Below are 22,449 nucleotides of genomic sequence, written 5' to 3' on the forward strand. Positions count from 1 at the left end.
GTGATTGTCCACGGCCACGGCCGGCAGTAGGTTAACCCTATCTGCTGCCGGAGACATTGCCATGCCTGAGTACAAAGCTCCCTTGCGCGACATGCGCTTTCTGATCGACACCGTATTCGATTTCCACGGCCACTACGCGGACCTGGGCGCCACGGATGCCAGCCCGGACATGGTCAGTGCGATCCTCGAAGAAGGCGCCAGGTTCTGCGAAAACGTACTCGCGCCGCTCAATCGCAGCGGCGATGAAGAGGGCTGCCATTTCGATAATGGCGTGGTGACCACTCCCAAAGGCTTCAAGCAAGCCTTTGCCCAGTATGTGGAAGGCGGCTGGCACGGCGTGGCGGCAGACCCGGCCTACGGTGGCCAGGGCCTGCCCCATTCCCTCGGCCTGGTGTTGAGCGAGATGATCGGCTCCAGCAACACCTCCTGGGGCATGTACCCGGGCCTGACCCACGGTGCGATGTCGGCCATCCACGCCCACGGCACCGACGAACAGAAAACCACTTACCTGAGCAAGCTCACCGCTGGCGAATGGACCGGCACCATGTGCCTGACCGAAGCCCACTGCGGCACCGACCTGGGCTTGATCAAGACCCGCGCCGTGCCGCAGGCGGACGGCAGTTACGCGGTCACCGGCAGCAAGATCTTCATCTCGGCCGGCGAGCACGACATGAGCGCCAATATCATCCACCTGGTGCTGGCCAAGCTGCCGGACGCGCCGGCGGGTACCAAGGGCATCTCGTTGTTTATCGTGCCCAAGTTCCATGCCGACTCCGGCGAGCGCAATGCGGTGCACTGCGGCTCCATCGAACACAAGATGGGCATCAAGGCCTCTGCCACCTGCGTGTTGAACTTCGATGGCGCCAAAGGCTATTTGATTGGCGAGGCGAACAAGGGCCTGAACTGCATGTTCACCATGATGAACCACGCCCGCCTGGGCACGGGAATGCAGGGCCTGTGCAACGGTGAAGCGAGCTTCCAGGGCGCGATCAAGTACGCCAATGACCGCTTGCAGATGCGCTCGCTGACCGGTGCCAAGGCGCCGGAGAAAGCCGCTGACCCGATCATCGTGCACGCCGATGTACGCCGCATGCTGCTGACCATGAAGGCTTTCAACGAGGGCAACCGCGCGTTGACCTATTTCACCGCGCAACTGCTCGATACCGCGCACCTTGGCAGCGACGCTGGCCAACGCCAGGAAGCCGAGGACCTGTTGGCCTTCCTCACGCCGATCTGTAAAGCCTTCATGACCGAAACCGGCCTGGAGGTGACCAACCACGGCATGCAGGTATTCGGTGGCCATGGTTATATTCGTGAGTGGGGCATGGAGCAACTGGCCCGTGATGCACGGATTGCGCCGATCTATGAAGGCACCAACGGCATCCAGGCTCTGGACCTGCTCGGGCGCAAGGTGCTGGGCAGCCAGGGCAAGTTGCTGCGTGGGTTTACCAAAATTGTGCATAAGTTCTGCGCGGCCAATGCCGAGCATGCGCAACTCAAGGCCCATGTGGCGCAACTCAATGAGCTGAACCAGCAATGGGGCGAACTGACCTTGAAGGTCGGCACGGCGGCGATGAAAAACCCTGATGAAGTGGGCGCGGCGGCCATGGATTACCTGATGTACAGCGGTTACATCATCCTCGCCTACCTGTGGTTGCGCATGGCGATCGCGGCGCACGGCCAGGACGACCAAGAGTTTGCCCAGGCGAAGCTTGCGACCTGCGACTTTTATTTCAAGCGCTTGTTGCCGCGTACGGCCATGCACCGTGCTGCGGTAGAGGCAGGGAGCGAATGCCTGATGAGTCTCCCAGCTGACGCTTTCTCCCTGTAGGAGCGAGCTTGCTCGCGAAGAACGTCAACGATAACGCGTGCTTGCTGAATGAACGCGGCGCCTGTGAGTTTTTCGCGAGCAAGCTCGCTCCTACAGGAAAGCTTCCTTGTGTGACTGGTAAATACTTAATGGTCACGAACGGACCCTATGTGTCTGAAAAGTTGTTCGGGTACACTCGACGTCTGTAAAACCGATCCTATCGAATTACTTTTCACGTTCTCACGAGGTTTGCCATGGCTGATTACAAAGCGCCGTTGCGTGATATGCGCTTCGTCCTCAACGAAGTGTTTGAGGTCGCTAATACTTGGGCCCAGTTACCGGCATTGGCAGACAGCGTTGACGCCGAAACCGTCGAAGCGATCCTGGAAGAGGCCGGCAAGGTCACCGCCAAATCCATTGCCCCGCTCAGCCGCGGCGGCGATGAGCAAGGCTGCCACTGGGCGGACGGCACCGTGACGACTCCCGACGGTTTCCCCCAGGCCTACAGCACCTACGCCGAAGGCGGCTGGGTAGGCGTGGGCGGCGACCCGACCTACGGCGGCATGGGCATGCCCAAGGCGGTGTCGGCGCAGGTTGAAGAGATGATCAACTCGTCGAGCCTGGCTTTCGGCCTGTACCCGATGTTGACCTCCGGTGCCTGTGTATCGATCAACACCCATGCCAGTGAAGAGCTCAAGGCCACCTACCTGCCGAAGATGTATTCGGGTGAGTGGGCCGGTTCCATGTGCCTGACGGAAGCCCATGCCGGTACCGACCTGGGGATGATCCGCACCAAGGCCGAGCCTCAGGCGGACGGCTCCTACAAGGTCAGCGGCACCAAGATCTTCATTACCGGTGGCGAGCATGACCTCACTGAAAATATCATCCACCTGGTGCTGGCCAAACTGCCTGACGCACCGGCCGGGCCCAAGGGCATCTCGCTATTCCTGGTACCGAAGTTCCTGGTAAATGCCGATGGCAGCCTGGGCGCGCGTAACCCGGTGAACTGCGGCTCCATTGAACACAAGATGGGCATCCAGGCCTCCGCCACCTGTGTGATGAACTTCGACGAAGCCGTGGGTTACCTGGTCGGTGAGCCCAACCGTGGCTTGGCTGCGATGTTCACCATGATGAACTATGAGCGCCTGGGCGTCGGTATCCAGGGCTTGGCTTCTGGCGAGCGGTCCTATCAGAACGCGATTGAATATGCCCGCGACCGTCTGCAGAGCCGTTCCCCGCTAGGCGCACAGGCCAAGGACAAGCCGGCAGACCCGATCATCGTGCATCCGGATGTCCGTCGTATGTTGCTGACCATGAAGGCGGCGAACGAAGGCGGCCGGGCGTTTTCCACCTACGTGGCGACGCAGTTGGACATCGCTAAGTTCAGCGACGATGCGCAGGCGCGCGAGCGTGCCGATAACCTGGTGGCGTTGTTGACGCCAGTTGCCAAGGCGTTCCTCACTGACCTGGGCCTGGAAACCACCGTACTCGGCCAGCAGGTGTTTGGTGGTCACGGTTACATCCGCGAGTGGGGCCAGGAGCAATTGGTGCGTGACGTGCGCATCACCCAGATCTACGAAGGTACCAACGGCATTCAGGCCCTGGATCTGATGGGGCGCAAGATCGTCGGCAGCGGCGGTGCGTTCTATACCTTGTTCGCCGATGAGATCCGCCAGTTCATCGCCGCATCGGGCCCTGAGTTGGCCGAGTTCACCAAGCCCCTGGGTGTGGCAGTAGGTAACCTGGATGAGCTGACGGCCTGGGTGCTGGACCGCGCCAAGAGCAATCCTAATGAAATCGGCGCAGCCTCGGTGGAATACCTGCATGCCTTCGGCTACATGGCCTATGCCTATATGTGGGCGCGCATGGCCAAGGCGGCGTTGGGCAAGGAAGGCGAAGAGGATTTCTACGCCAGCAAACTGGGAACTGCGCGTTTCTACTTTGCCCGTCTGTTGCCGCGTATCCACTCGTTGAGTGCGTCGGTAAAAGCCGGTAGCGAATCACTGTTCCTGATGGATGAAGCTCTGTTTTAAGGGGGAGGAGGGCGTGTAAGCATTCTCTTACATGACGTGCTGCTAATCGTCCTCTATCGCCATATTGGATCCACGGCTAATCTACTTCACATGGACGTCGCGCAGGAAGCGCAAAGCAACAACACGGACACGTAGGATTCTGCTAGGACGGCGGAGTGAAATGGATGTCAGGGAAACAGTCTGCAAAGCCCCGCTTCGGCGGGGTTTTCTTTTGCCCGCGAAAAAGTCAGGCGGTTGCCGGCGGGGCATTCATCACGTCTTCCAGCAGGGTACGCAGCAACGCCACCGTCGCCTGCTGGCGTTGCACATCGCGGCATACCAATCCTACTTTCAGCGGTACCCTGGGCTCGCTCAAGGGTTTCCACAGCAGTGCCTTGCTGTTGTGTTCGTCCTGGGAGCGCCCAGGCAGCACCGTCGCCAGCCGGGTGTGAGGCAGGCTGTCGAGAATGCCCACCATGGTATTGAGCTCCGCCTGCACTTGCGGGCGCCGCCCGAGGTTGGACAGTTGGCCTTGCCAGATCTGCCGAACCTGAAACTCTTCCCCCAGCAGCAACATCGGTAACTCGGCGGCTTGTTTGAGCGAGACTTTCTTGAACTCGCGCAACGGATGTTCCTCGGGAATCACCACCTTCAACTCGTCTTCATACAGCAGCACACCATGCAGGCCCGGCTGACGCGGTGGCAGGTAGCTGATGCCAATATCGAGTGAGCCATTGAGCAACCGCCGTTCAATCTCAAGCCCCGTCAGCTCGTAAATCTGCACCACCAAATGGGGCTGGGCCTTGCGCACGCGCTCAAGCATCTGCGGCACCAGGCTGGTGTGCACGGTTTGTAGCACGCCGATGGCCAGGGTGCGCATGGCCTGGCCCTTGAAATTGCGCAGTGCCTCGGCGGCTTGCTGCATACCATCAATGAGCGGCAACGCGTGGTTGTATAAAGTGTGCGCCGCCAGCGTTGGCAGCAGACGCTTGCTGCTGCGTTCGAACAGACTCACATCAAGGTTCTGTTCCAGTTGGCGAATCTGTTGCGAAAGCGCTGGCTGGGAGATCGACAGACGCTCCGCGGCGCGGCCTACGTGGCCTTCCTCATACACCGCGACGAAATAACGCAGTTGCTTGAAATCCATAAGGTTTGCTTATCGAAAAAGCTGGAAAATCGAAATGGCCGCTGGCCCCCGAGGCGCCTAGTCTAGCGCCTATTCGCAGGGCTTACAGGGCCGGATCGGACAATGAACAGCGTTTTTGTTGATAGCGTTTACATAGGCAAGGCAAAAAATCTGAAGGCCTCATTGGCAGGTGGCATCGACCAAGGTCAGGTTGCCAGCGGGGGTGAAGTGTGAACTTGTTCCGTCGCTGCGCGCCGAGTCTGGATGACCTGGTTGTGCATGCCCCGCGTGCAGATGTTTCCAGCCAGTGCCTGATGCCCACTGTGGCGCGCCCGCCCCAGGTGTTTGTACAGGGGCAGGGTTCCTGGCTGTCGGACGCTGACGACCGCGCTTATCTGGATTTCAGTCAAGGCGGCGGGGCCAACAGCCTGGGTCACAGTCCCCAGGCCGTACGCGACGCCATTGCCCAACAGATGCACACCGTGATCAACCCTGGCCTGGGTTTGCACAACCGCGCGCAACTGGATCTTGTCGATCGTCTGTGCCACCACACCTGCAGCGACCAGGCCTATTTGCTCAATAGCGGTGCCGAAGCCTGTGAAGCGGCCATCAAGTTGGCACGCAAGTGGGGCCAACTGCATCGCGGTGGCGCTTACCACATCATCACCGTAAACAATGGCTGTCATGGGCGGAGCCTGGGGGCGATGTCGGCGTCGGCTGTGGCCTGCGAAAACCGATTCGAACCGCAGTTGCCAGGTTTCAGCCAAGTGCCGTTTAACGATCTGCCGGCCCTGCATGCAGCGGTCGATGCGCAGACCGTCGCCATCATGCTGGAGCCGATACAAAGCGGCGGCGGTGTCCTCCCTGCGACAGAACATTACCTCAAGGGCGTCGAACGCCTGTGTCGTGAGCTGGGGATCCTGCTGATCTTCGACGAAGTGCAAACCGGTATCGGCCGCTGCGGCAGCTTGCTCGCCGAACAGCAATACGGCGTGCGCGCCGACATCATTGCCCTGGGCAAAGGCCTGGGCGGCGGCGTGCCCCTGGCGGCGCTGCTGGCGCGTGGCACTGCCTGTTGCTTCGAACCGGGCGAGCTGGACGGTACACATCATGGCAATGCACTGATGGCATCTGCGGGTATCGCAGTACTCGACGCTCTATTGGAGAACGGCTTTCTCGAGCACCTACGTGAATCTGGCTTGTACTTGGCAGAAGGCCTTGCCCGCCTGGCCTACCGTTACGGCCATGGCCCCTTGCGCGGCAACGGGCTGCTTTGGGGCCTGACACTGTCGGACGATTGCGCCGCTGCAGTGGTCAAGGCCGCGCTGCACGAAGGCTTGATTCTCACTGCCGCGCAACCTGACTGCCTGCGCTTTACCCCTGCGCTGAACATCAGCAAAACCCATATCGACGAAATGCTTCTTCGGCTTGCCCGCGCTTTTTCTCGGGTGCGTACCGCTCAAGTGCAATGCCGCAAGGGCATCGCCGTTTGACCCCAGTTTCCTGAACCGTCTCGCGGCATACGCGGCGCCTCCAGCCTGATTTTTTTGGCTGGGGGCGTTTTTTTGTCTGGGTAATTTCTGGTGTGAAAACGTTGATTGAGCCTCCCTGGGAACAGTGGTTTCTTAGCGGACGTCGGCAAGGACCGCCGATGGGGCACAGCGTGCTCGACTTTTAATCTATACCACTGGGTGGTATGTTTTTGTGAAGGGACCTCCATGAAGCTCAGGTTGTTTAAAACACGGCGATTTGCCGAAGCGGCCAACAAAGCCTGGATCTGCGATTCGGAGTTGAGGGAGGCGTTTGGCGAAATGCTGAGGGGGCAGGCAGATAATCTGGGCGGTGGTGTCTGGAAAAAACGCCTCAACCAAAATCGACATCGTTCAATCATATTGGCCAAGGGTAGGCACTATTGGGTTTATCAGTTGCTGTTCGCGAAGAAGGATCAAGGCAACATTACGCAGAGCGAACTTGTTTGGTTTCGATCACTGGCCAAAACTTATGAAAGGTTAAACGAAGCACAGATTCAGCAAATGCTGGATCTCAAGGAGTTTGTGGAGATACATCATGACCAAGAAGTATAAAAGCGAGGCGTTTGAGTCCATTCACCAGTCAGCCAAGGCACTTCATGCTGTCGGCGCCATCAGCAAAACCACTCTGCGAGAATATGATGAGGCGTGCTTATCCATGCCAGATCAAATCCCTGCCGAACAGATCAAGCAACTACGTGAAAGCAGCCATGTCAGCCAACCTGTGTTCGCCCGCTACCTGAACACCAGCGCGTCCACGGTCAAAAAATGGGAGTCGGGAGAGAAGCGGCCCAGTGGCATGGCGCTCAAGTTATTGAGTATCGTGCAAAAACATGGCCTGCAGATTCTGGCCTGAGATGGCCCAATGCCAGAATCCACTGAACCCTCACGAACCGCCAAGGTCGATTAGCTACACGGCTCACACGAGCCGATTTTCTGGAGCTGACCCATGGACATCATTCGTATCATCATCGCCATTCTGCTGCCGCCATTGGGTGTGTTCCTGCAAGTAGGTTTCGGCGGTGCATTCTGGCTGAATATCCTGCTGACCCTGTGCGGTTACTTCCCTGGCATCATCCACGCGGTGTACATCATCGCCAAGCGTTGAGGCCCTCAGCCTTTTGCAATGAGCCTTGAGTTGCGCTCATTGCGAAAGGCAAGTTGCTCGATGGTCTGGGTGGCATGTTCGGCCTCTTCCCGCGCTTGCAGGATGATGCCGTGCTGCTCGGATTTGCTGCATACAGGGTCGGCATTGCTGGCGTCACCAGTGAGCATGAATGCCTGGCAACGGCAGCCGCCGAAGTCCTTTTCTTTTTCGTCGCATGAACGGCATGGCTCAGGCATCCAGTCGTAGCCACGAAAGCGATTGAAGCCAAACGAGTCGTACCAGATGTGCTGCATGCTGTGGTCGCGCACATTGGGAAACTGCACGGGCATTTGCCTCGCGCCATGACAGGGCAGGGCGGTGCCGTCGGGTGTGACTGTCAGGAAGATGCTGCCCCAGCCATTCATGCAGGCTTTGGGTCGCTCCTCGTAATAATCCGGTGTCACGAAGATCAGCTTGCAAGGGTGGCCTTCGGCTTCCAGCTTGGCACGGTATTCATTGGTGATGCGTTCGGCGCGCACCAACTGCTCGCGGGTGGGCAGCAAGCCCACGCGGTTGAGCTGTGCCCAGCCGTAGAACTGGCAGGTGGCGAGTTCGACGAAATCCGCTTCCAGCGCAATGCACAGCTCGATGATGCGGTCGATCTTGTCGATATTGTGGCGATGGGTGACGAAGTTCAGCACCATCGGGTAGCCGTGGGCTTTCACCGCTCGGGCCATTTCCAGTTTTTGCGCGAAGGCTTTTTTGGAGCCGGCCAGCAGGTTGTTCACCTGTTCGTCACTGGCCTGGAAGCTGATCTGGATATGGTCCAGGCCGGCTTTCTTGAAGTCGCTGATTTTTTGTTCGGTGAGGCCGATGCCAGAGGTGATCAGGTTGGTGTAGAAACCCAGCTTGCGAGCCTCGCCGATCAGCTCGGCCAAGTCCTGGCGCACCAGCGGCTCGCCGCCGGAAAAACCCAACTGCGCAGCACCCATTTCACGGGCTTCGCGAAATACCTTGATCCATTGTTCGGTGCTCAGCTCTTTGCCCTGCTCGGCGAAATCCAGCGGGTTGGAGCAATACGGGCACTGCAGCGGGCAGCGATAGGTCAGCTCGGCCAGCAGCCACAGAGGCAGGCCTATGGCTGGCTTTTCAGGCAAGGGTGATCCAGTGCTCAGCACGGGCGACCTCCATGAATTGCTCGATGTCGTCACTCAGCTCTGGCACACCGGGGAACTGCTTATCCAGCTCGGCAATGATTGCCGCAACGTCGCGCTCGCCGTCGATCAGGCCACCGATCAATGCGGCGCTATCGTTGAGCTTGATCATGCCTTCGGGGTAGAGCAACACGTGGCCTTTCTGAGCAGGCTCGTACTGGTAGCGATAGCCTTGGCGCCAGGTCGGTTTTTTGCTGCGATCAAAGCTCATAGGGTGATCCCTTTATGCCATACCCGCTGTTCGGTCACGCTGTGATACGGCGGGCGTTTGAGTTCGTAGGCCATGCTCATGGCGTCCAGCATGCTCCAGAGGATGTCCAGTTTGAACTGGAGAATTTCCAGCATGCGCTCCTGCCCCTCGCGGGTGGTGTAGTGCTGCAGGGTGATCGCCAAGCCGTGTTCCACATCGCGACGGGCTTGGCCCAGGCGTGTGCGGAAGTATTCGTAACCGGCCGGGTCGATCCACGGGTAATGCTGGGGCCAACTGTCGAGGCGCGACTGGTGGATTTGCGGCGCGAACAGCTCGGTGAGCGAGCTGCTGGCGGCTTCCTGCCAGCTGGCGCGGCGGGCGAAGTTGACATAGGCGTCCACGGCGAAGCGTACGCCGGGCAGCACCAACTCCTGGGAGCGCAGTTGATCGGGGTCCAGGCCCACGGCCTGGCCCAGGCGCAGCCAGGCTTCGATACCGCCGTCTTCACCGGGCGCGCCGTCATGGTCGAGCAGGCGCTGGATCCATTCGCGACGGATTTCACGGTCTGGGCAGTTGGCCAGGATCGCCGCGTCTTTCAGCGGGATATTCACTTGATAGTAGAAGCGATTGGCGACCCAGCCCTGGATCTGCTCACGGCTGGCGCGGCCTTCGTACATCGCCACATGGTAGGGGTGATGGATATGGTAGAAGGCGCCCTTGGCGCGCAGGGCGGCTTCGAACTCAGCCTTGCTCAACGGTGTGTCGGTCATTTCGATCGCTCCTACAATTCAATGCTCATGCCGTCGTAAGCCACTTCGACATTGCGCCGCACCAGCTCCGCTCGCTCGGGGGAGTCTTCATCGAGGATCGGGTTGGTGTTGTTGATGTGGATAAGCACTTTGCGCTGTTTGGGCAGTTGCTCGAGCACTTCAAGCATGCCGCCGGGGCCGTTCTGTGCCAGGTGGCCCATCTCACGCCCGGTGCGGGTGCCGACGCCACGGCGCTGCATTTCATCGTCGTCCCACATCGTGCCGTCCACCAGCAGGCAGTCACTGCCGGCCATGATGTCCAGCAGCGGTGCGTCGACCTTGCCCAGGCCCGGGGCGTAGAACAATTTGCCGCCGGTGCGCAGGTCTTCGACGATCAGGCCAATGTTGTCACCGGGGTGCGGGTCGAAACGGTGCGGCGAATAGGGCGGTGCGGCGCTGCGCAACGGCAGCGGGGTGAAGCGCAGGTTGGGGCAGGCCGGGATGGTGAAGCTGGCGTCCAACTCGATGCGGTTCCAGGCCAGGCCACCGTTCCAGTGGGTCAGCATGGTGAACAACGGGAAACCGGTGCTCAGGTCTTCGTGGACCATGTCGGTGCACCACACCTGGTGCGGGCAGCCTTCGCGCAGGCTCAGCAGGCCAGTGGTATGGTCGATCTGGCTGTCCATCAGGATGATTGCGCTGATGCCGGTATCGCGCAGGGCGCGGCCCGGTTGCATGGGCGCAAAGCCCTGGAGTTGTGCGCGGATATCCGGCGAGGCATTGCAGAGCACCCAATTCACGCCATTGTCGGAGATCGCGATGGATGACTGGGTACGCGCCTGGGCCCGCAGGCTGCCATCGCGAAAACCTGCGCAGTTCACGCAGTTGCAGTTCCACTGCGGGAAGCCACCGCCGGCGGCGGAACCTAGAATCTGGACAAACATGATCGCTCCATCAAGCACAGCTCAAAACAAAAACGCCCCGGGCGAACCGAGGCGTTGTGTCACTCAGCCAATTAACGGCTGGCGAAGTACATGGTGACTTCGAAACCAATACGCAGATCAGTGTAAGCAGGTTTGGACCAGGTCATATTCTTACTCCTATCAAGGGATGGGACGTTCACTACCAAGTAATACATATAGTCCACCTCCCATTGGAGATGTTCAGATATTGCTGCGCAATGTTACGCAATTTTATTCAAGTTAGCGCTGTCTCGGTGGAGAAAGCCTGTTGCAGGGTTGGCAATGATCACGGCGCTGCTTGCCAGTCGTCGCTGATGCGCGGCCCGTTGGCCACGCATTGCCAGCCGCCTGCGGCGTCATTGAGTCGTTGCGCGGCGCGCTGCACATCCTCGCGCGTGCACGCTTGGATCAACTGTTGAAGCTGATCCAGATAACCCGACGAATGGCCTGCCAGGTGCGCATGCCAGAGCAAGTCGGCAGCTTCGTTGATAGGCAGCGTCTGGGCCGCGAACTGCTGTGCGAGGGCCTGGTTACCCAAGTCGGGACTGCGCTCGATCAACGACGGCAGTTGCCCCAGGAAGGCCTGCAACTGTTGGACGATGCCGTCTAGGGAGAGGGTGGGCGACTGCACCCCAAACAACAGGCCGGTTTGGCCGTTGATCTGTCGAATGCCGCTGAACACGGCATAGCCGATTTGCAGTTCGACTCTCAAGCGCAGGTAGAACGGCCCCTGGAGCACGTGCCCGAGCAACCGCCAGTTGGCTTCATCGGCGAGGGATTGAGTTGGCGTTGGGCAGAATAACAGTAGCGCTGCTTCGCTGGATTCGGTGCTGACTGCGTGCCAGCGCTTTTGTCCGTCAAGGACGTGAGGTGTATAAGGCACGCTTGCCGGTTGCCCAGGCAGCCGGGCCGCTGCGGCTTTGATCGCGGCTTCACAGGCGGTGGGCAGGCCAGCGCCCAGCGCCTGCCAGTGCGCGGTAGCCCATGATGCTGTTGTCTCCTGAGGCTGGGGCTGAACACCCGCGCAGCAAGCGGGCAACGCCTTGAGCAGTTCCCGGATGGCGATCATCGGCACGGGAGCGGTCGGTGGCAAAGGCTCATCCGAGTCACTCAGACACCGCGCCAACGCTTCAAGCACCGCCGGCATGGGCTCGTGAAGGCCGTGCATCTTCACTTGCCAGTCAGTGGCGATCGTTTCGCAAGACAACTCGACGCCCGCCTGGCGTGCCTGTTCGCGCAACGGCCGCAACAGGCTTTCCAGCCCGGTGGGTACCGCCGAGTCAAACCGCCAGTGCAGGTATAGCGCGCCTTCCCCAGTGTCATCCGCCAACGCCTGGCTGAAGGTCAACGCTGACAGCTCCCGTCGGCCCCGTGAGCGATCCTGGGCAAAGGTACGCAAGCCACGGTGGGCGCTGGTTTGGCCGCGAATCAGGCCAGCGCGTTCTTCCTTTGCGGGCGCACGAAGCAAGGGGTTATTGGGCGGCAGTTGCCAAGGGTGCCGGGAGGCAGGCAGGTGCAGCGAGTCGAGCATGGCCTTGAGGACTGCGGCGCCTTGTTCCGACAGGTCTTGGGCATCGTTGCGCGCCAACGCCAGGGCGCCTTGGACCTGTTGCTGGCGAGCATTGAGCAAGGCGAACTCTTCGCGTAATGCTGTCCAGTCGCTGTGTGCGAAGAAACTCAGCCAGTCGTGCAGCAACTCTTCGATCGACGTGACCGGTTCGCGCGCGCTGCCGAGAGTAAAGTCGATATCCAGCACGGCTTGATCCGCGAATTGGTACAGCACGGACGCCTGCAGCGCGGTGGCCAGTCGTCGTGCTTGCAGCTCGGCGAGCAACCCACCGGCGGCCGAGGCGTTGAGCCAGGTGCAGAGAAATGCCAGCGCTTCCCGTGGCGCGTTACAGGTAATGACCTGATGCAGGTGTTGGCCGGCGACGTGCTGATAACGGCGTGCCGGGCCATGCATCAAGGCCGGTGGAGCGGCCTGCGGGTGCAATGGGCCGGGCGTCAGTTGGTCACTGAACTGCTGGGCCAAGGCCTGCAGGTCGGCCAGCGATTGTGGACCAGCGAGGCTCAAGGTCATCTGCCCGCTTTGATAAAAGCGTGTATGGAACCCTCGCAAGGCATGCTGAAAGTCGTCGCTTTCCACCGGCAGGCTGTCGCGGTTGCCGGCATGAAAACCGCGCAGGGGATGATCCGCCGCCAAGCCTTGCAGCAGCGCCACTTGCTGTTGGGCCTTGGCATCCTGGGACCAGGCGATGAACTCCGCCTCCAGCACTTCGCGTTCACGTTGTTGATCGTCGAGGGCCAGGCGCGGGTGAGCCAGCATATCCGCCAAACGCGCCAGCCCGTCTGCAAAAACCGGCACCGGCAGTTCAAAGAAGAACTCGGTGGTGCGCTCACGGGTGCTGGCGTTGACCTGCCCACCGTGGCGCTGCACGTAGGCCATCAGCCCTTCGCCGGCTGGAAAACGCTCGGTACCGAGAAACAACAAGTGCTCAAGAAAATGCGCCAGCCCAGGCCAGGCCAATGGCACGTCATGGCTGCCGGCAGCCACGTGTAAAACGGCGGCGCAGCGTTTCAAGCGTGGCGCATGGCGCAGGCAAACCCGCAGGCCATTGGCGAGGGTCAGGTGAAGGGGATGAGGGTGAACCGGCGCAGGCATAGGCACTTCCGAGGCGTGGGAAGTGCCTATGCTAGCAAACCCAATGGGTCAGGGCTTGTGCAGTGCGCCGTAGAGTTCGGCGCGACGGTCTTGCAGGTAGTGGTTGGCGGCGCGGGCGTCGACAATAGATTGGCGATCCAGGGTGCCGACGATCAAGGCTTCATCCAGGCCGGCCTGGGCAATTCGCTGGCCGTCCGGCGCGGCAATGCTGCTTTGCCCGCAGTAGTGAATCTCGCCTTCGTGCCCGCAGTAGTTGGCATAGGCCACAAAACACTGGTTTTCAAAGGCTCGCGCCCGCACGGTGACGTCGGCAACAAAGTCGAACGGCACCATATTGGCGGTGGGCACCAGAATCAGTTCGGCACCGGCGAGGGCCAGGCGCCGGGTGTTTTCCGGAAACTCCAGGTCGTAGCAAATCAGCATGCCCACCTTCCAACCGTTCAATTCCACCACCGGGAAATCATCGGGGCCGGCGCTGAACATCGAGTGGTCAAGATCGCCAAACAAGTGGGTCTTGCGGTAATTGCACAGGCGCGTGCCCTGGGCGTCGATCAACTGCACGGCGTTGTAGACCTGGCCGTCTTCGGCCCGTTCCGGGTAGCCATACAGGATCGCCAGCCCGGCACTTTGCGCCAGTTCGGCAATCGCCTGCGCCGATGGCCCATCCTGTGCCTCGGCCAGTGCGCCAACGGCTTCGGCGCCAATGTTATAGCCGGTGAGGAACATCTCTGGCAGCACCAGCACATCGGCGCCGTGTGCCTCATGGGCCAGTTGATGCAGGCGCTGCAGGTTGGCGGCCACATCCAGCGGCAGCGGCGGGCATTGGTACAGGGCGACACGCATGCTCAACTCCTTATTCTGCCAGGGCGATTGGCCCTATTTCATCGAACACATCGCCTGGGCCTGGGTTCTCCGGGTGGGTGCTGCCACCGAAGTGGTTCATGATGCCCCATACCGCGTTGAGCGAGGTTTGTACCGCGCCTTCGACCCAGGCAGGCGTCCACGATACATCATCACCCGCGATGAATATCCCGCGTTGTTCGGCGGGCATATCCTTCTGCATGAAGTGCGCATACATCCGTTGGTTGTAACGATAGTGACCGGGCAAGGCACCTTTGAAGGCCCCGAGGAAATGCGGGTCGGCCTCCCAGGACACGGTGATCGGGTCGCCGATGATGCGCGCCTTGATGTCGACCTTGGGGTAGATTTTCTTCAGTGCATCGAGGGCCAGTTTCACCCGCTTGTCGATAGGCTGGGGCAGCATCTTCAGTGCGTCGCTCATCCACGAGTAGGACAGGCAGATCACCCCCGGCTTGTCGTCACCGTTATCGAACAGGTAGGTGCCACGGGTAAGGCGGTCGGTGAGGGTCATGCTCATCAGGTCGCGCCCGGTTTGCGGGTCTTTGTCTTTCCAGAATGGGCGATCAACCATCACGAAGGTTTTCGAGGACTGCATGTAGCGAGTGCGATCCAGGGCCATCCACATTTTTTGTGAGAACAGGGTTTCGTCGCATTCGATCTGGGTGGTCAGCAGCCAGCTTTGACAGGTGGTCAGCACCGCCGCGTATTCACGGGTGTCGCCATAGTTGTCAGTAACAGCAAAGCGGCCCTCGGCGGCGTGGGCAATGCGCTTCACGCCTGCCCGTGGTGCGCCTCTATGCAACGAGCTCAGGCTGGTGCCGGCCGGCCAGTGGGCGCAGCGTTCCGGCACATGGCGCCAGATGCCCATGGGCACTTGTGCCACGCCACCGACGATCAAGTGTTGATGATCATCGCAGTTGGTCATCACCACACGGAAGATTTCCAGCATGGAGTTGGGGAAGTCCGAGTCCCAGCCGCCGGTGCCGAAACCGACCTGGCCAAACACCTCGCGGTGGTGGAAGGACAATTTGGCGAAGGCTTTGGAGGTGGCGACGAAGTCGTAGAAGGTACGGTCATCCCACAGCGGCACGAGCTTGTTCCACAGTTCCTTGAGCCGTGGCACGTCGCGGTCGCGGATTGCCTGCTGGATATCGCCGAACTGCGAACCGGCTTCCAGGGCGTCGGCCCAGGCATCGGCGACTTCCTGGAACAGTGCCGGTAAATCGGAAAGTTTTTGCGCGTAGTGAGTCTGGCCTTCCAGATCGATCACAGTGCTGCCAGACGCCGGCGTCAGCGGGTTGGGAAAGGGCTTGGTTTCCAGTCCCAGTTTGTCCACGTAATGGTAGAACGCCGTGGACGACACCGGGAACCGCATGCCGCCCAGCTCGGCGATGATGCCTTCGGCGCCTTCAAAGGCCTGCGAGCGCAAGCGGCCACCCATCTTCGAGGCTTCATACACCACGGGCTTGAGCCCGAGTTTCATCAGCTCGTAGGCCGCCACCAGGCCCGCGATCCCGGCACCGACGATCGCCACTTCGGCGCCATGGTTAGCCGCAGGAATACTGCCCAGCCCGGCGGGGTGTTCGATCCAGTCATCAAAGGCAAACGGGAAATCCGGGCCGAAGATGGTGATGGGTTTCTTGCCATCGCCCGGGTGGCGATTGGGCTTGCTGAGAGTGCTGGACGGAATGCTCATGGCTGACCTTACTGACGGCTCGGCGGGAGGAGGGCCCGTTGAGTATAGGAAAAGATGGCAGCCAGTTTAGGGAACGTTGCGCGCGTTAATAAGGCGCAATATGTCGTCGGATTGCGCTAGTTTTAGTCAATGTGACGAGTTAAGTGGTCAGATTGGTTGTCCGCGATCCAATTTGTTACTGAGGATGATCGAGGTGGTGGTTTTCTCCACGCCGTCGACACTGCCGATCTGGTCCAGCAATTGGTCCAGTTGCTCCGGCGAATCGGTGCGCAGCCAAGCCACGTAATCGAACTCCCCACTCACCGCGCACAGCTGCTGCACTTGCGCCATGGCGCTCAGCCTGCGCAACACCTCTTTGCCCGAACGGGGTTGCACGGTAATGCCCACGTAAGCCTGCAACCCACCATCCGCAACGCGCTGGCCCAGGCGCACGCCGTAACCGGTGATGACCTGGGTTTTCTCCAGGCGGGCCAGACGCGACGTGACGGTGGTGCGGGCGATGCCCAACTGCCTGGCGAGCATGGCCACGCTTTCACGGGCATTGAGCTGCAGGGCGGCGATCAGTTGGCGGTCGATTTCGTCTAGGACGGACAAGGGGGGGGCTCCAGTGCGGGGGCAATGGGCAAGCATGGTACAGGCTTGGCCTGGCTGAAAGAACCGTGATGCCAGATACGCAAAAGCCGCGCAGTGCGCGGCTTTGAGTATGGTGGGCCCAGTAGGACTCGAACCTACGACCAAGGGATTATGAGTCCCCTGCTCTAACCAACTGAGCTATAGGCCCTCAGTAGGTCGCGGATTATAGCGATGGTTTGTTCACTGTGCCATCCGAAAAATCCTTGTGCCGTGTACGAAGGAAGCTGGCGGCAAAAAGCTCCGGCGGCAGGGGCAGGCTGACGATGTAGCCTTGCATCTGTTCACACCCCTCGCTTGCGAGGAATGCTTGTTGTGCCGGGGTTTCCACGCCTTCGGCGATGATGGTGAATTGCATGCTGTGGCCAAGGGCGATGATGGCGCGCACGATGGCTGCATCGTGAGGGTCGTCGGGCAAGCCGCGGACGAAGGATTGATCGATCTTGAGGAAGTCCAGGGGCAGGCGTTTGAGGTAGCTGAGGGACGAGTAGCCGGTGCCGAAATCATCGATTGCCAGCTGTACGCCCAGGCGCTTGAGTTGGTGCAACACCGCCAGTGCTTCTTCGGCTTGGCTCATGATGAAGTTTTCGGTGATCTCCAGCTGCAGGCAGCCGGGTTCGAGGTGGTAATCGCGCAGCAGTTGTTCGATGCGTGACAGCAGGTTGGGGTGACGCAGTTGCGCGCCTGCAAGGTTGACCGACAGGGGGCCGAAATCCTCGAAAGCCGCTTGCCAGGCGTGCAACTGCCGGCAGGCCTGTTCCAGTACCCAGTCGCCGATTTGCAGGATCATGCCGTTCTCTTCGGCCAGGGCAATAAAGTGCTCGGGCGGGACCTCGCCCAAGGTCGGGTGGTGCCAACGGATCAAGGCTTCGGCGCCGATCAGTTGTTGGGTGACCAGGCTGCGTTTGGGTTGGTAATACAGGCTCAATTCTTCACGTTCGATGGCGCGGCGCAGTTCGTGCTCCAGCGCTACGCGTTCATTGGCCTGGGCGGTCAGGTCGCGGGTGTAGCGCTCGACCCGGTTGCGCCCCTTGGCTTTGGAGCGATACATCGCGGCGTCGGCATTTTTGACCAGGGTGGCGACGTCGGTACCGTCTTGCGGATACAGACTGGTGCCGATACTCGCGCTGATGAAGAACTCATGCTCGCCGGCCTGGAATGGCGGGGTAAAACAGTCGAGCAGTTTGTTCGCCAAGTGCTGGGCGTCGCTGGCCTGTTGCAAGCCGGGCAGCAGGATGATGAATTCGTCGCCGCCCAAGCGAGCAACGGTGTCCACGTCCCGCAACTGCTCCTTGAGGCGTACGGCGATGTCTTTGAGCAGCAGGTCGCCAACCGGGTGGCCGAGGCTGTCGTTGATGTGCTTGAAGCGGTCGAGGTCGAGAAACAGCACCGCGCCCTGTTTACCACTTTCCTGCTGGCCGTTGAGGGCGGCCTGCAGCCGGTTTTCAAACAGGGTGCGGTTGGGCAGGCCAGTCAATGGGTCGTGGTGGGCCTGATAATCCAGGCGGGCCTGGGCCAGCTTGAGGCTGGAGATGTCGGCAAACACAGCAACGAAGTGCGTGACCAATTGCTCGCGGTTACGCACAGCGCTGATGGTCAGCCAGCTCGGATACACCTCGCCATTCTTGCGGCGGTTGGAGATCTCTCCTTGCCAGTGGCCATAGGTCGTCAACTGGTGCCACATCGCCGCATAGAACGCGCTGTCGTGCAGGCCGGAGGCGAGCAGGCGCGGAGTATGGCCAAGGGCTTCAACCTCGCTGTAGCCGGTTATCTCCGTGAAGGCGCGGTTGACGGCGCTGATGTTCTGCCGTGTGTCGGTGATCAAGACGCCTTCGGCGGTGCTTTCGAACACCGTGGCGGCCTGCTGCAGTTTTTCCTGCATCAACTGGCGTTCGGTGATGTCCCGGGCGATGGTCAGCATGCAATCTTCGTCGCCAATCGGCAGTGGGCGGCTGGACACTTCGCACAGGCGAATCTGGCCATCGGCACGACGGATATGACAGATGAAATCGCGGACAAAACCGTCGCGCTGCATCAATTCCAGCATGTGCTTGCGTTCGTTGAGGTCGACCCAGATGCCCAGGTCCAAGGCTGATTGGTCGAGTGAAGAGGCGCTGGTGAAGCCGGTCAGGTGGCTGAAACCCTCGTTTACTTCGATCAGCAGGCCGTCGCTCTGGCGGCTCAGCAGCAAGCCATCTGGGGAAGCATGGAAGGCTTTGGCAAACTTTTCTTCGGAGGTTTGCAGTCGCTGTTGGGTTTCCTTGAGCTGAGTGATGTCCCGCACGACCACCACCAAGGCTTCGGTGGTGTCGAGTTGGAACGGCTCGGCTGAGATCAGCCCGGTAAAGGCCTGGCCATTGCTGCGCAGAAAAGGCATTTCCAGGTTGCGGATGCTGGTGGTCTGTACCCGTTGCAGCAAATCCGGGCCGCCCCCTTGAATGCCCCATATATTCAGGTCGGTGGCGGTTTTGCCTACCACCTCGTCGGCGCGCAGCCCAATCTGGTCCTCGAATGCCTTGTTGACCTCCAGCAGGCAGCCATCAGACATCCGGGCAATCACCAGGATGTCCGGGCACTGCTGAAACACCGAGGCAAATTTCTGCTCGGACAGTTGCAGGGCTTCTTCGGTGCGCTTGGCTTCGCTGATGTCGATCATCAGGCCGCGTAGCACTGGCTCGTGGCCGTGTTCGATCAGGCTGACGATGTCACGTACCCACAGGCAGCGGCCATCAGCGGTGATGACCCGGTAATCAATGCTGTGATCACGGTTAGCACGAGTTTCCCGATAGCAATAGGCCTCGGCGCGGGTCAGGTCAGCGGGGTGGATGATGTTGCGCCAGAAGCCTGGAATCAGCCAGTGGGCGCGGGGATAGCCGAGCAGGTCTTCGGCATGGGGCGACACATAGCTGTAGGTGAAATCGCTGATGCTTGCTTCCCAGGCGATGGCGGACAAGCTCTCCACCAAGCCGCGATAGTGGTACTCGCTGCTTCGCAGTTCTTGCTCAAGGGCGACCCGACGGGAAATTTCCGAGCTGAGCCGGCGATTGATCCGAATGACGATCGCCAGCACCGTACTCAACAGCAGCACCGCTGGCAGGCCGTACGTGAGCAGGTCAGCCCAGAAGGTGCGGTGATCGGTGAAGCTGCCGACCCAGTGTTGCTGGATCGCATCCGTTTCGGCTGAACTGAGATCGGCGAGGACTTTGTCCAGGATGCCCACCAGGATTTTTTCATCCCGCGGGACACCCATCGCCAGTTGGTAGCGGTAAGGCGTTTCGCCGCTGACGTACAGGCCGTCGAGCTTGAGTTGGCGCAGGCTCCAGACGCTGGAGGCGAGGTCGCCGACCACGGCATCCACTTCATCGGTGGCCAGGGCTTGCAGCGTCGAACTGACGTTGGGCAGGGCGACCAGATTCAGATCCGGATGGTGGGTGCGGAGCAATTCATGGGGCGCGTAGTTCTCCACCACGGCAATTTTCAGCCCGTACAAATCCTTGAGGCTGCGTGGTTTTGCGCCGCCTTCATGGGCCAGGATGACGATGGGAAAGTCGAGATAGGGGCGTGTGAAGGCCAGGAAGTTTTGGCGTTCGGGGGTGGACATGATGCCCGGCAGCAGGTCGAGCTGATTATTGCGGGCTTGTTCAAGCACTGCGGTCCAGTTAACCGGTTCGATCAGTTTGATTCGCACACCCAGGCGGTCCTGGAGCAGGCGTACGTAATCGGCTGCCAAGCCCTGATATCGGCCATTTTCATCGCGATATTCAAAAGGTGGCCAAGACGCATCCACGCCTAGGCGCAGCTCCTGATGGTCCGCCAACCAGCTACGCTCATCATCCGTAAGAGTCAACGCGCCAGCCGTTGCGGTCCAGGTCAGCAGCGACAGCAGTATCACGGTCGGCAATCTGGGCATAACGGTCTCGTTATGGCACGGGGAATGTCTCGAGTGTAGACGGGCATTGCGAGGGTGGGGTGGTGCGGGGCAGTTAATCTGTCAAAGCAATCGGTAGAAAGCAAAACCCCCGGCCTGGGCCGGGGGTTCTGGTATCACTCGTCGAGGAAGGAGCGCAGATGCTCGCTTCGCGTCGGGTGGCGCAACTTGCGCAGCGCCTTGGCTTCGATCTGACGGATCCGCTCACGGGTCACGTCAAACTGCTTACCGACTTCCTCAAGGGTGTGGTCGGTATTCATGTCGATGCCGAAACGCATGCGCAGTACCTTGGCTTCACGGGCAGTGAGGCCGGACAGTACGTCGCGAGTCGCTTCTTTCAAGCTCTCAACAGTGGCGACATCGATTGGCGACTGCATGGTCGAGTCTTCGATGAAGTCGCCCAGATGGGAGTCTTCGTCATCACCAATCGGCGTTTCCATGGAGATCGGCTCTTTAGCGATCTTCAATACCTTGCGGATTTTATCCTCAGGCATTTCCATGCGTTCGCCCAGCTCTTCCGGAGTCGGTTCGCGACCCATTTCCTGCAACATCTGCCGGGAAATTCGGTTGAGCTTGTTGATGGTCTCGATCATGTGCACCGGAATACGGATGGTGCGGGCCTGGTCGGCGATCGAGCGAGTGATCGCCTGACGGATCCACCAGGTGGCATAAGTCGAGAACTTGTAGCCGCGACGGTATTCGAACTTGTCCACCGCCTTCATCAAGCCGATGTTGCCTTCCTGGATCAGATCAAGGAACTGCAGGCCACGGTTGGTGTACTTCTTGGCGATGGAGATCACCAGACGCAAGTTCGCTTCAACCATCTCTTTCTTCGCGCGGCGGGCCTTGGCCTCACCGATCGACATGCGACGGTTGATGTCTTTGATTTCTGCAATCGTCAGGCCGGTTTCGGTCTCAAGCGCGGTCAGCTTCTGCTGGCAACGGATGATATCGGGCTGCAGACGACCGATGGCTTCGGCGTATTTCGCCTTGCCTTTGGCCAGTGCGTCGCTCCAGCTTTCGTCAACTTCGTTGCCCGGGAACTGGCGCAGGAAGTCGGTACGCGGCATGCGCGCATCACGCACACAGAGCTGCATGATCGCACGCTCTTGGGCACGCAGACGCTCAAGAGCACTGCGAACACGCTCAACCAGTCCTTCGAATTGCTTGGGCACCAGCTTGATCGGCATGAACAGCTCAGCCAGGGCCACCAGCTCGGCAATCGCCTGCTTGTTGCCACGACCGTGCTTCTTCAGGGCCTTGCGGGTGATTTCCATTTGATCGGAAACCGCACCGAAGCGTTGGGCCGCGATGACCGGGTCTGGACCGCTTTCGGCTTCTTCTTCGTCGTCGCTGCTTTCAGCTTCGTCGTCGTCGGAGTCGTCGTCCGCTTTTGCGGCTTTCGCATCAACAGGCGGCGGTACTTCGGCGGCAGGCGGCGCAATACCGTCGTCCGGGTCGATATAACCGCTCAGGACGTCGGACAGGCGGCCACCTTCGGTGGTGACGCGGGTGTACTCGGAGAGAATGTGGTCAACCGTGCCAGGGAAGTGCGCAATTGCGCCCATCACTTCACGGATGCCCTCTTCGATACGCTTGGCGATTTCGATTTCGCCTTCGCGTGTCAGCAACTCGACAGTACCCATTTCACGCATATACATGCGCACCGGGTCCGTCGTGCGGCCGATATCGGTCTCTACTGCAGCCAGCGCGGCAGCAGCTTCCTCAGCGGCGGCCTCGTCGGTATCAGCGTCGGCCAGCATAAGGGAATCCTTATCTGGCGCGACTTCGAATACGTTGATCCCCATGTCGTTAATCATGCGGATGATGTCTTCCACCTGCTCTGGATCTGAAATATCCTCAGGCAGGTGGTCGTTGACCTCCGCGTAAGTCAGGTAACCCTGCTCACGACCAAGAAGTATCAACTCTTTGATACGAGACTGCTGTTGCGCTTTTCCGGACATAACACCCTATCCACTGAAGGTCTTGGCGG

At 60.0% G+C, this 22,449-nt stretch carries 18 protein-coding genes and 1 tRNA gene; 6 read left to right on the forward strand and 13 right to left on the reverse strand.

Going from position 1 to position 22,449, the window contains the following annotated elements:
- Positions 1–61 precede the first annotated feature (61 nt).
- Together ACTJLA_RS20670 and ACTJLA_RS20675 are read left to right on the forward strand one after the other, a co-directional pair.
- The gene (locus tag ACTJLA_RS20670) at positions 62–1,831 is read left to right on the forward strand and encodes an acyl-CoA dehydrogenase C-terminal domain-containing protein (RefSeq protein ID WP_440842027.1); all 1,770 of its coding nucleotides are present in this window, start codon (positions 62–64) and stop codon (positions 1,829–1,831) included.
- 233 nt (positions 1,832–2,064) lie between these two features.
- Positions 2,065–3,843 carry an acyl-CoA dehydrogenase C-terminal domain-containing protein gene (locus tag ACTJLA_RS20675; protein WP_440842029.1) on the forward strand — a complete coding sequence of 593 codons (1,779 nt, stop codon included), beginning with the start codon at positions 2,065–2,067 and terminating at the stop codon, positions 3,841–3,843.
- Between the two features lie 226 nt (positions 3,844–4,069).
- Here the strand turns inward: ACTJLA_RS20675 and ACTJLA_RS20680 are convergent, their stop codons facing one another.
- Positions 4,070–4,969: a LysR family transcriptional regulator gene (locus tag ACTJLA_RS20680; RefSeq protein ID WP_313041812.1), complete on the reverse strand. Its 900-nt coding sequence runs from the start codon at positions 4,967–4,969 to the stop codon at positions 4,070–4,072.
- A gap of 209 nt (positions 4,970–5,178) precedes the next feature.
- Between ACTJLA_RS20680 and ACTJLA_RS20685 the strand changes: the two genes are divergently transcribed.
- The 4 genes from ACTJLA_RS20685 (at position 5,179) to ACTJLA_RS20700 (ending at position 7,585) form a co-directional block, all read left to right on the forward strand.
- The gene (locus ACTJLA_RS20685; RefSeq protein ID WP_054896784.1) at positions 5,179–6,441 is read left to right on the forward strand and encodes an aspartate aminotransferase family protein; all 1,263 of its coding nucleotides are present in this window, start codon (positions 5,179–5,181) and stop codon (positions 6,439–6,441) included.
- A 225-nt stretch (positions 6,442–6,666) separates the two neighbouring features.
- Positions 6,667–7,032 carry a type II toxin-antitoxin system RelE/ParE family toxin gene (locus tag ACTJLA_RS20690; RefSeq protein WP_014720198.1) on the forward strand — a complete coding sequence of 122 codons (366 nt, stop codon included), beginning with the start codon at positions 6,667–6,669 and terminating at the stop codon, positions 7,030–7,032.
- Complete coding sequence (locus tag ACTJLA_RS20695; RefSeq protein WP_014720197.1) at positions 7,016–7,333, forward strand: helix-turn-helix domain-containing protein; 318 nt, start codon at positions 7,016–7,018, stop codon at positions 7,331–7,333. The genes ACTJLA_RS20690 and ACTJLA_RS20695 overlap by 17 nt, the downstream gene beginning before the upstream one ends.
- Positions 7,334–7,426: 93 nt before the next feature.
- The gene (locus ACTJLA_RS20700) at positions 7,427–7,585 is read left to right on the forward strand and encodes a YqaE/Pmp3 family membrane protein (protein ID WP_003194776.1); all 159 of its coding nucleotides are present in this window, start codon (positions 7,427–7,429) and stop codon (positions 7,583–7,585) included.
- Positions 7,586–7,590: 5 nt separating this feature from the next.
- Here ACTJLA_RS20700 and pqqE read toward each other — a convergent pair whose 3' ends face one another.
- From pqqE to rpoD, 12 genes are all read right to left on the reverse strand, one after another.
- A complete protein-coding gene (gene pqqE / locus ACTJLA_RS20705) occupies positions 7,591–8,721 on the reverse strand; it encodes a pyrroloquinoline quinone biosynthesis protein PqqE (RefSeq protein ID WP_052200001.1) in 1,131 nt (376 codons plus the stop codon).
- Positions 8,714–8,989, reverse strand: coding sequence for a pyrroloquinoline quinone biosynthesis peptide chaperone PqqD (gene pqqD / locus ACTJLA_RS20710; protein ID WP_034128838.1), 276 nt, complete (start codon positions 8,987–8,989; stop codon positions 8,714–8,716). Before pqqD ends, pqqE begins: the two co-directional genes overlap by 8 nt.
- On the reverse strand, positions 8,986–9,738 hold the full coding sequence (gene pqqC, locus ACTJLA_RS20715; RefSeq protein WP_003194770.1) for a pyrroloquinoline-quinone synthase PqqC: 753 nt from the start codon (positions 9,736–9,738) through the stop codon (positions 8,986–8,988). The genes pqqD and pqqC overlap by 4 nt, the downstream gene beginning before the upstream one ends.
- Positions 9,739–9,749: 11 nt before the next feature.
- On the reverse strand, positions 9,750–10,661 hold the full coding sequence (pqqB, locus tag ACTJLA_RS20720) for a pyrroloquinoline quinone biosynthesis protein PqqB (RefSeq protein WP_034128837.1): 912 nt from the start codon (positions 10,659–10,661) through the stop codon (positions 9,750–9,752).
- Between the two features lie 71 nt (positions 10,662–10,732).
- A complete protein-coding gene (gene pqqA, locus ACTJLA_RS20725) occupies positions 10,733–10,807 on the reverse strand; it encodes a pyrroloquinoline quinone precursor peptide PqqA (RefSeq protein ID WP_003194766.1) in 75 nt (24 codons plus the stop codon).
- A 158-nt stretch (positions 10,808–10,965) separates the two neighbouring features.
- Positions 10,966–13,341: a pyrroloquinoline quinone biosynthesis protein PqqF gene (gene pqqF, locus ACTJLA_RS20730; protein WP_440842032.1), complete on the reverse strand. Its 2,376-nt coding sequence runs from the start codon at positions 13,339–13,341 to the stop codon at positions 10,966–10,968.
- A gap of 48 nt (positions 13,342–13,389) precedes the next feature.
- A complete protein-coding gene (locus tag ACTJLA_RS20735) occupies positions 13,390–14,184 on the reverse strand; it encodes a carbon-nitrogen hydrolase family protein (protein ID WP_034128836.1) in 795 nt (264 codons plus the stop codon).
- 10 nt (positions 14,185–14,194) lie between these two features.
- Positions 14,195–15,898, reverse strand: coding sequence for a flavin monoamine oxidase family protein (locus tag ACTJLA_RS20740; RefSeq protein WP_057976576.1), 1,704 nt, complete (start codon positions 15,896–15,898; stop codon positions 14,195–14,197).
- Between the two features lie 147 nt (positions 15,899–16,045).
- On the reverse strand, positions 16,046–16,492 hold the full coding sequence (locus ACTJLA_RS20745; RefSeq protein WP_440842035.1) for an Lrp/AsnC family transcriptional regulator: 447 nt from the start codon (positions 16,490–16,492) through the stop codon (positions 16,046–16,048).
- A gap of 110 nt (positions 16,493–16,602) precedes the next feature.
- Positions 16,603–16,679, reverse strand: a tRNA-Ile gene (locus ACTJLA_RS20750).
- 15 nt (positions 16,680–16,694) lie between these two features.
- Positions 16,695–20,438 (reverse strand): EAL domain-containing protein, encoded by a 3,744-nt coding sequence (locus ACTJLA_RS20755; RefSeq protein ID WP_314550615.1) that lies wholly within the window; start codon positions 20,436–20,438, stop codon positions 16,695–16,697.
- A gap of 134 nt (positions 20,439–20,572) precedes the next feature.
- Entirely contained in the window at positions 20,573–22,420 is a 1,848-nt protein-coding gene (gene rpoD, locus ACTJLA_RS20760) for an RNA polymerase sigma factor RpoD (RefSeq protein WP_034128833.1), read from the reverse strand.
- Positions 22,421–22,449 lie beyond the last annotated feature (29 nt).

This window comes from Pseudomonas sp. 22072, assembly GCF_052046095.1.
Classification (GTDB): Bacteria; Pseudomonadota; Gammaproteobacteria; order Pseudomonadales; family Pseudomonadaceae; genus Aquipseudomonas; species Aquipseudomonas paracarnis.

What these genes read in the sequence shown, in the direction of transcription:
- ACTJLA_RS20670 (WP_440842027.1), top strand. Translation starts at nt 62, where the DNA reads ATGCCTGAGTACAAAGCTCCCTTGCGCGACATGCGCTTTCTGATCGAC.
- ACTJLA_RS20675 (WP_440842029.1), top strand. Translation starts at nt 2,065, where the DNA reads ATGGCTGATTACAAAGCGCCGTTGCGTGATATGCGCTTCGTCCTCAAC.
- ACTJLA_RS20680 (WP_313041812.1), bottom strand. Translation starts at nt 4,969, where the DNA reads ATGGATTTCAAGCAACTGCGTTATTTCGTCGCGGTGTATGAGGAAGGC.
- ACTJLA_RS20690 (WP_014720198.1), top strand. Translation starts at nt 6,667, where the DNA reads ATGAAGCTCAGGTTGTTTAAAACACGGCGATTTGCCGAAGCGGCCAAC.
- ACTJLA_RS20695 (WP_014720197.1), top strand. Translation starts at nt 7,016, where the DNA reads ATGACCAAGAAGTATAAAAGCGAGGCGTTTGAGTCCATTCACCAGTCA.
- ACTJLA_RS20700 (WP_003194776.1), top strand. Translation starts at nt 7,427, where the DNA reads ATGGACATCATTCGTATCATCATCGCCATTCTGCTGCCGCCATTGGGT.
- pqqD (WP_034128838.1), bottom strand. Translation starts at nt 8,989, where the DNA reads ATGAGCTTTGATCGCAGCAAAAAACCGACCTGGCGCCAAGGCTATCGC.
- pqqC (WP_003194770.1), bottom strand. Translation starts at nt 9,738, where the DNA reads ATGACCGACACACCGTTGAGCAAGGCTGAGTTCGAAGCCGCCCTGCGC.
- pqqB (WP_034128837.1), bottom strand. Translation starts at nt 10,661, where the DNA reads ATGTTTGTCCAGATTCTAGGTTCCGCCGCCGGCGGTGGCTTCCCGCAG.
- pqqF (WP_440842032.1), bottom strand. Translation starts at nt 13,341, where the DNA reads ATGCCTGCGCCGGTTCACCCTCATCCCCTTCACCTGACCCTCGCCAAT.
- ACTJLA_RS20735 (WP_034128836.1), bottom strand. Translation starts at nt 14,184, where the DNA reads ATGCGTGTCGCCCTGTACCAATGCCCGCCGCTGCCGCTGGATGTGGCC.
- ACTJLA_RS20740 (WP_057976576.1), bottom strand. Translation starts at nt 15,898, where the DNA reads ATGAGCATTCCGTCCAGCACTCTCAGCAAGCCCAATCGCCACCCGGGC.
- ACTJLA_RS20755 (WP_314550615.1), bottom strand. Translation starts at nt 20,438, where the DNA reads ATGCCCAGATTGCCGACCGTGATACTGCTGTCGCTGCTGACCTGGACC.
- rpoD (WP_034128833.1), bottom strand. Translation starts at nt 22,420, where the DNA reads ATGTCCGGAAAAGCGCAACAGCAGTCTCGTATCAAAGAGTTGATACTT.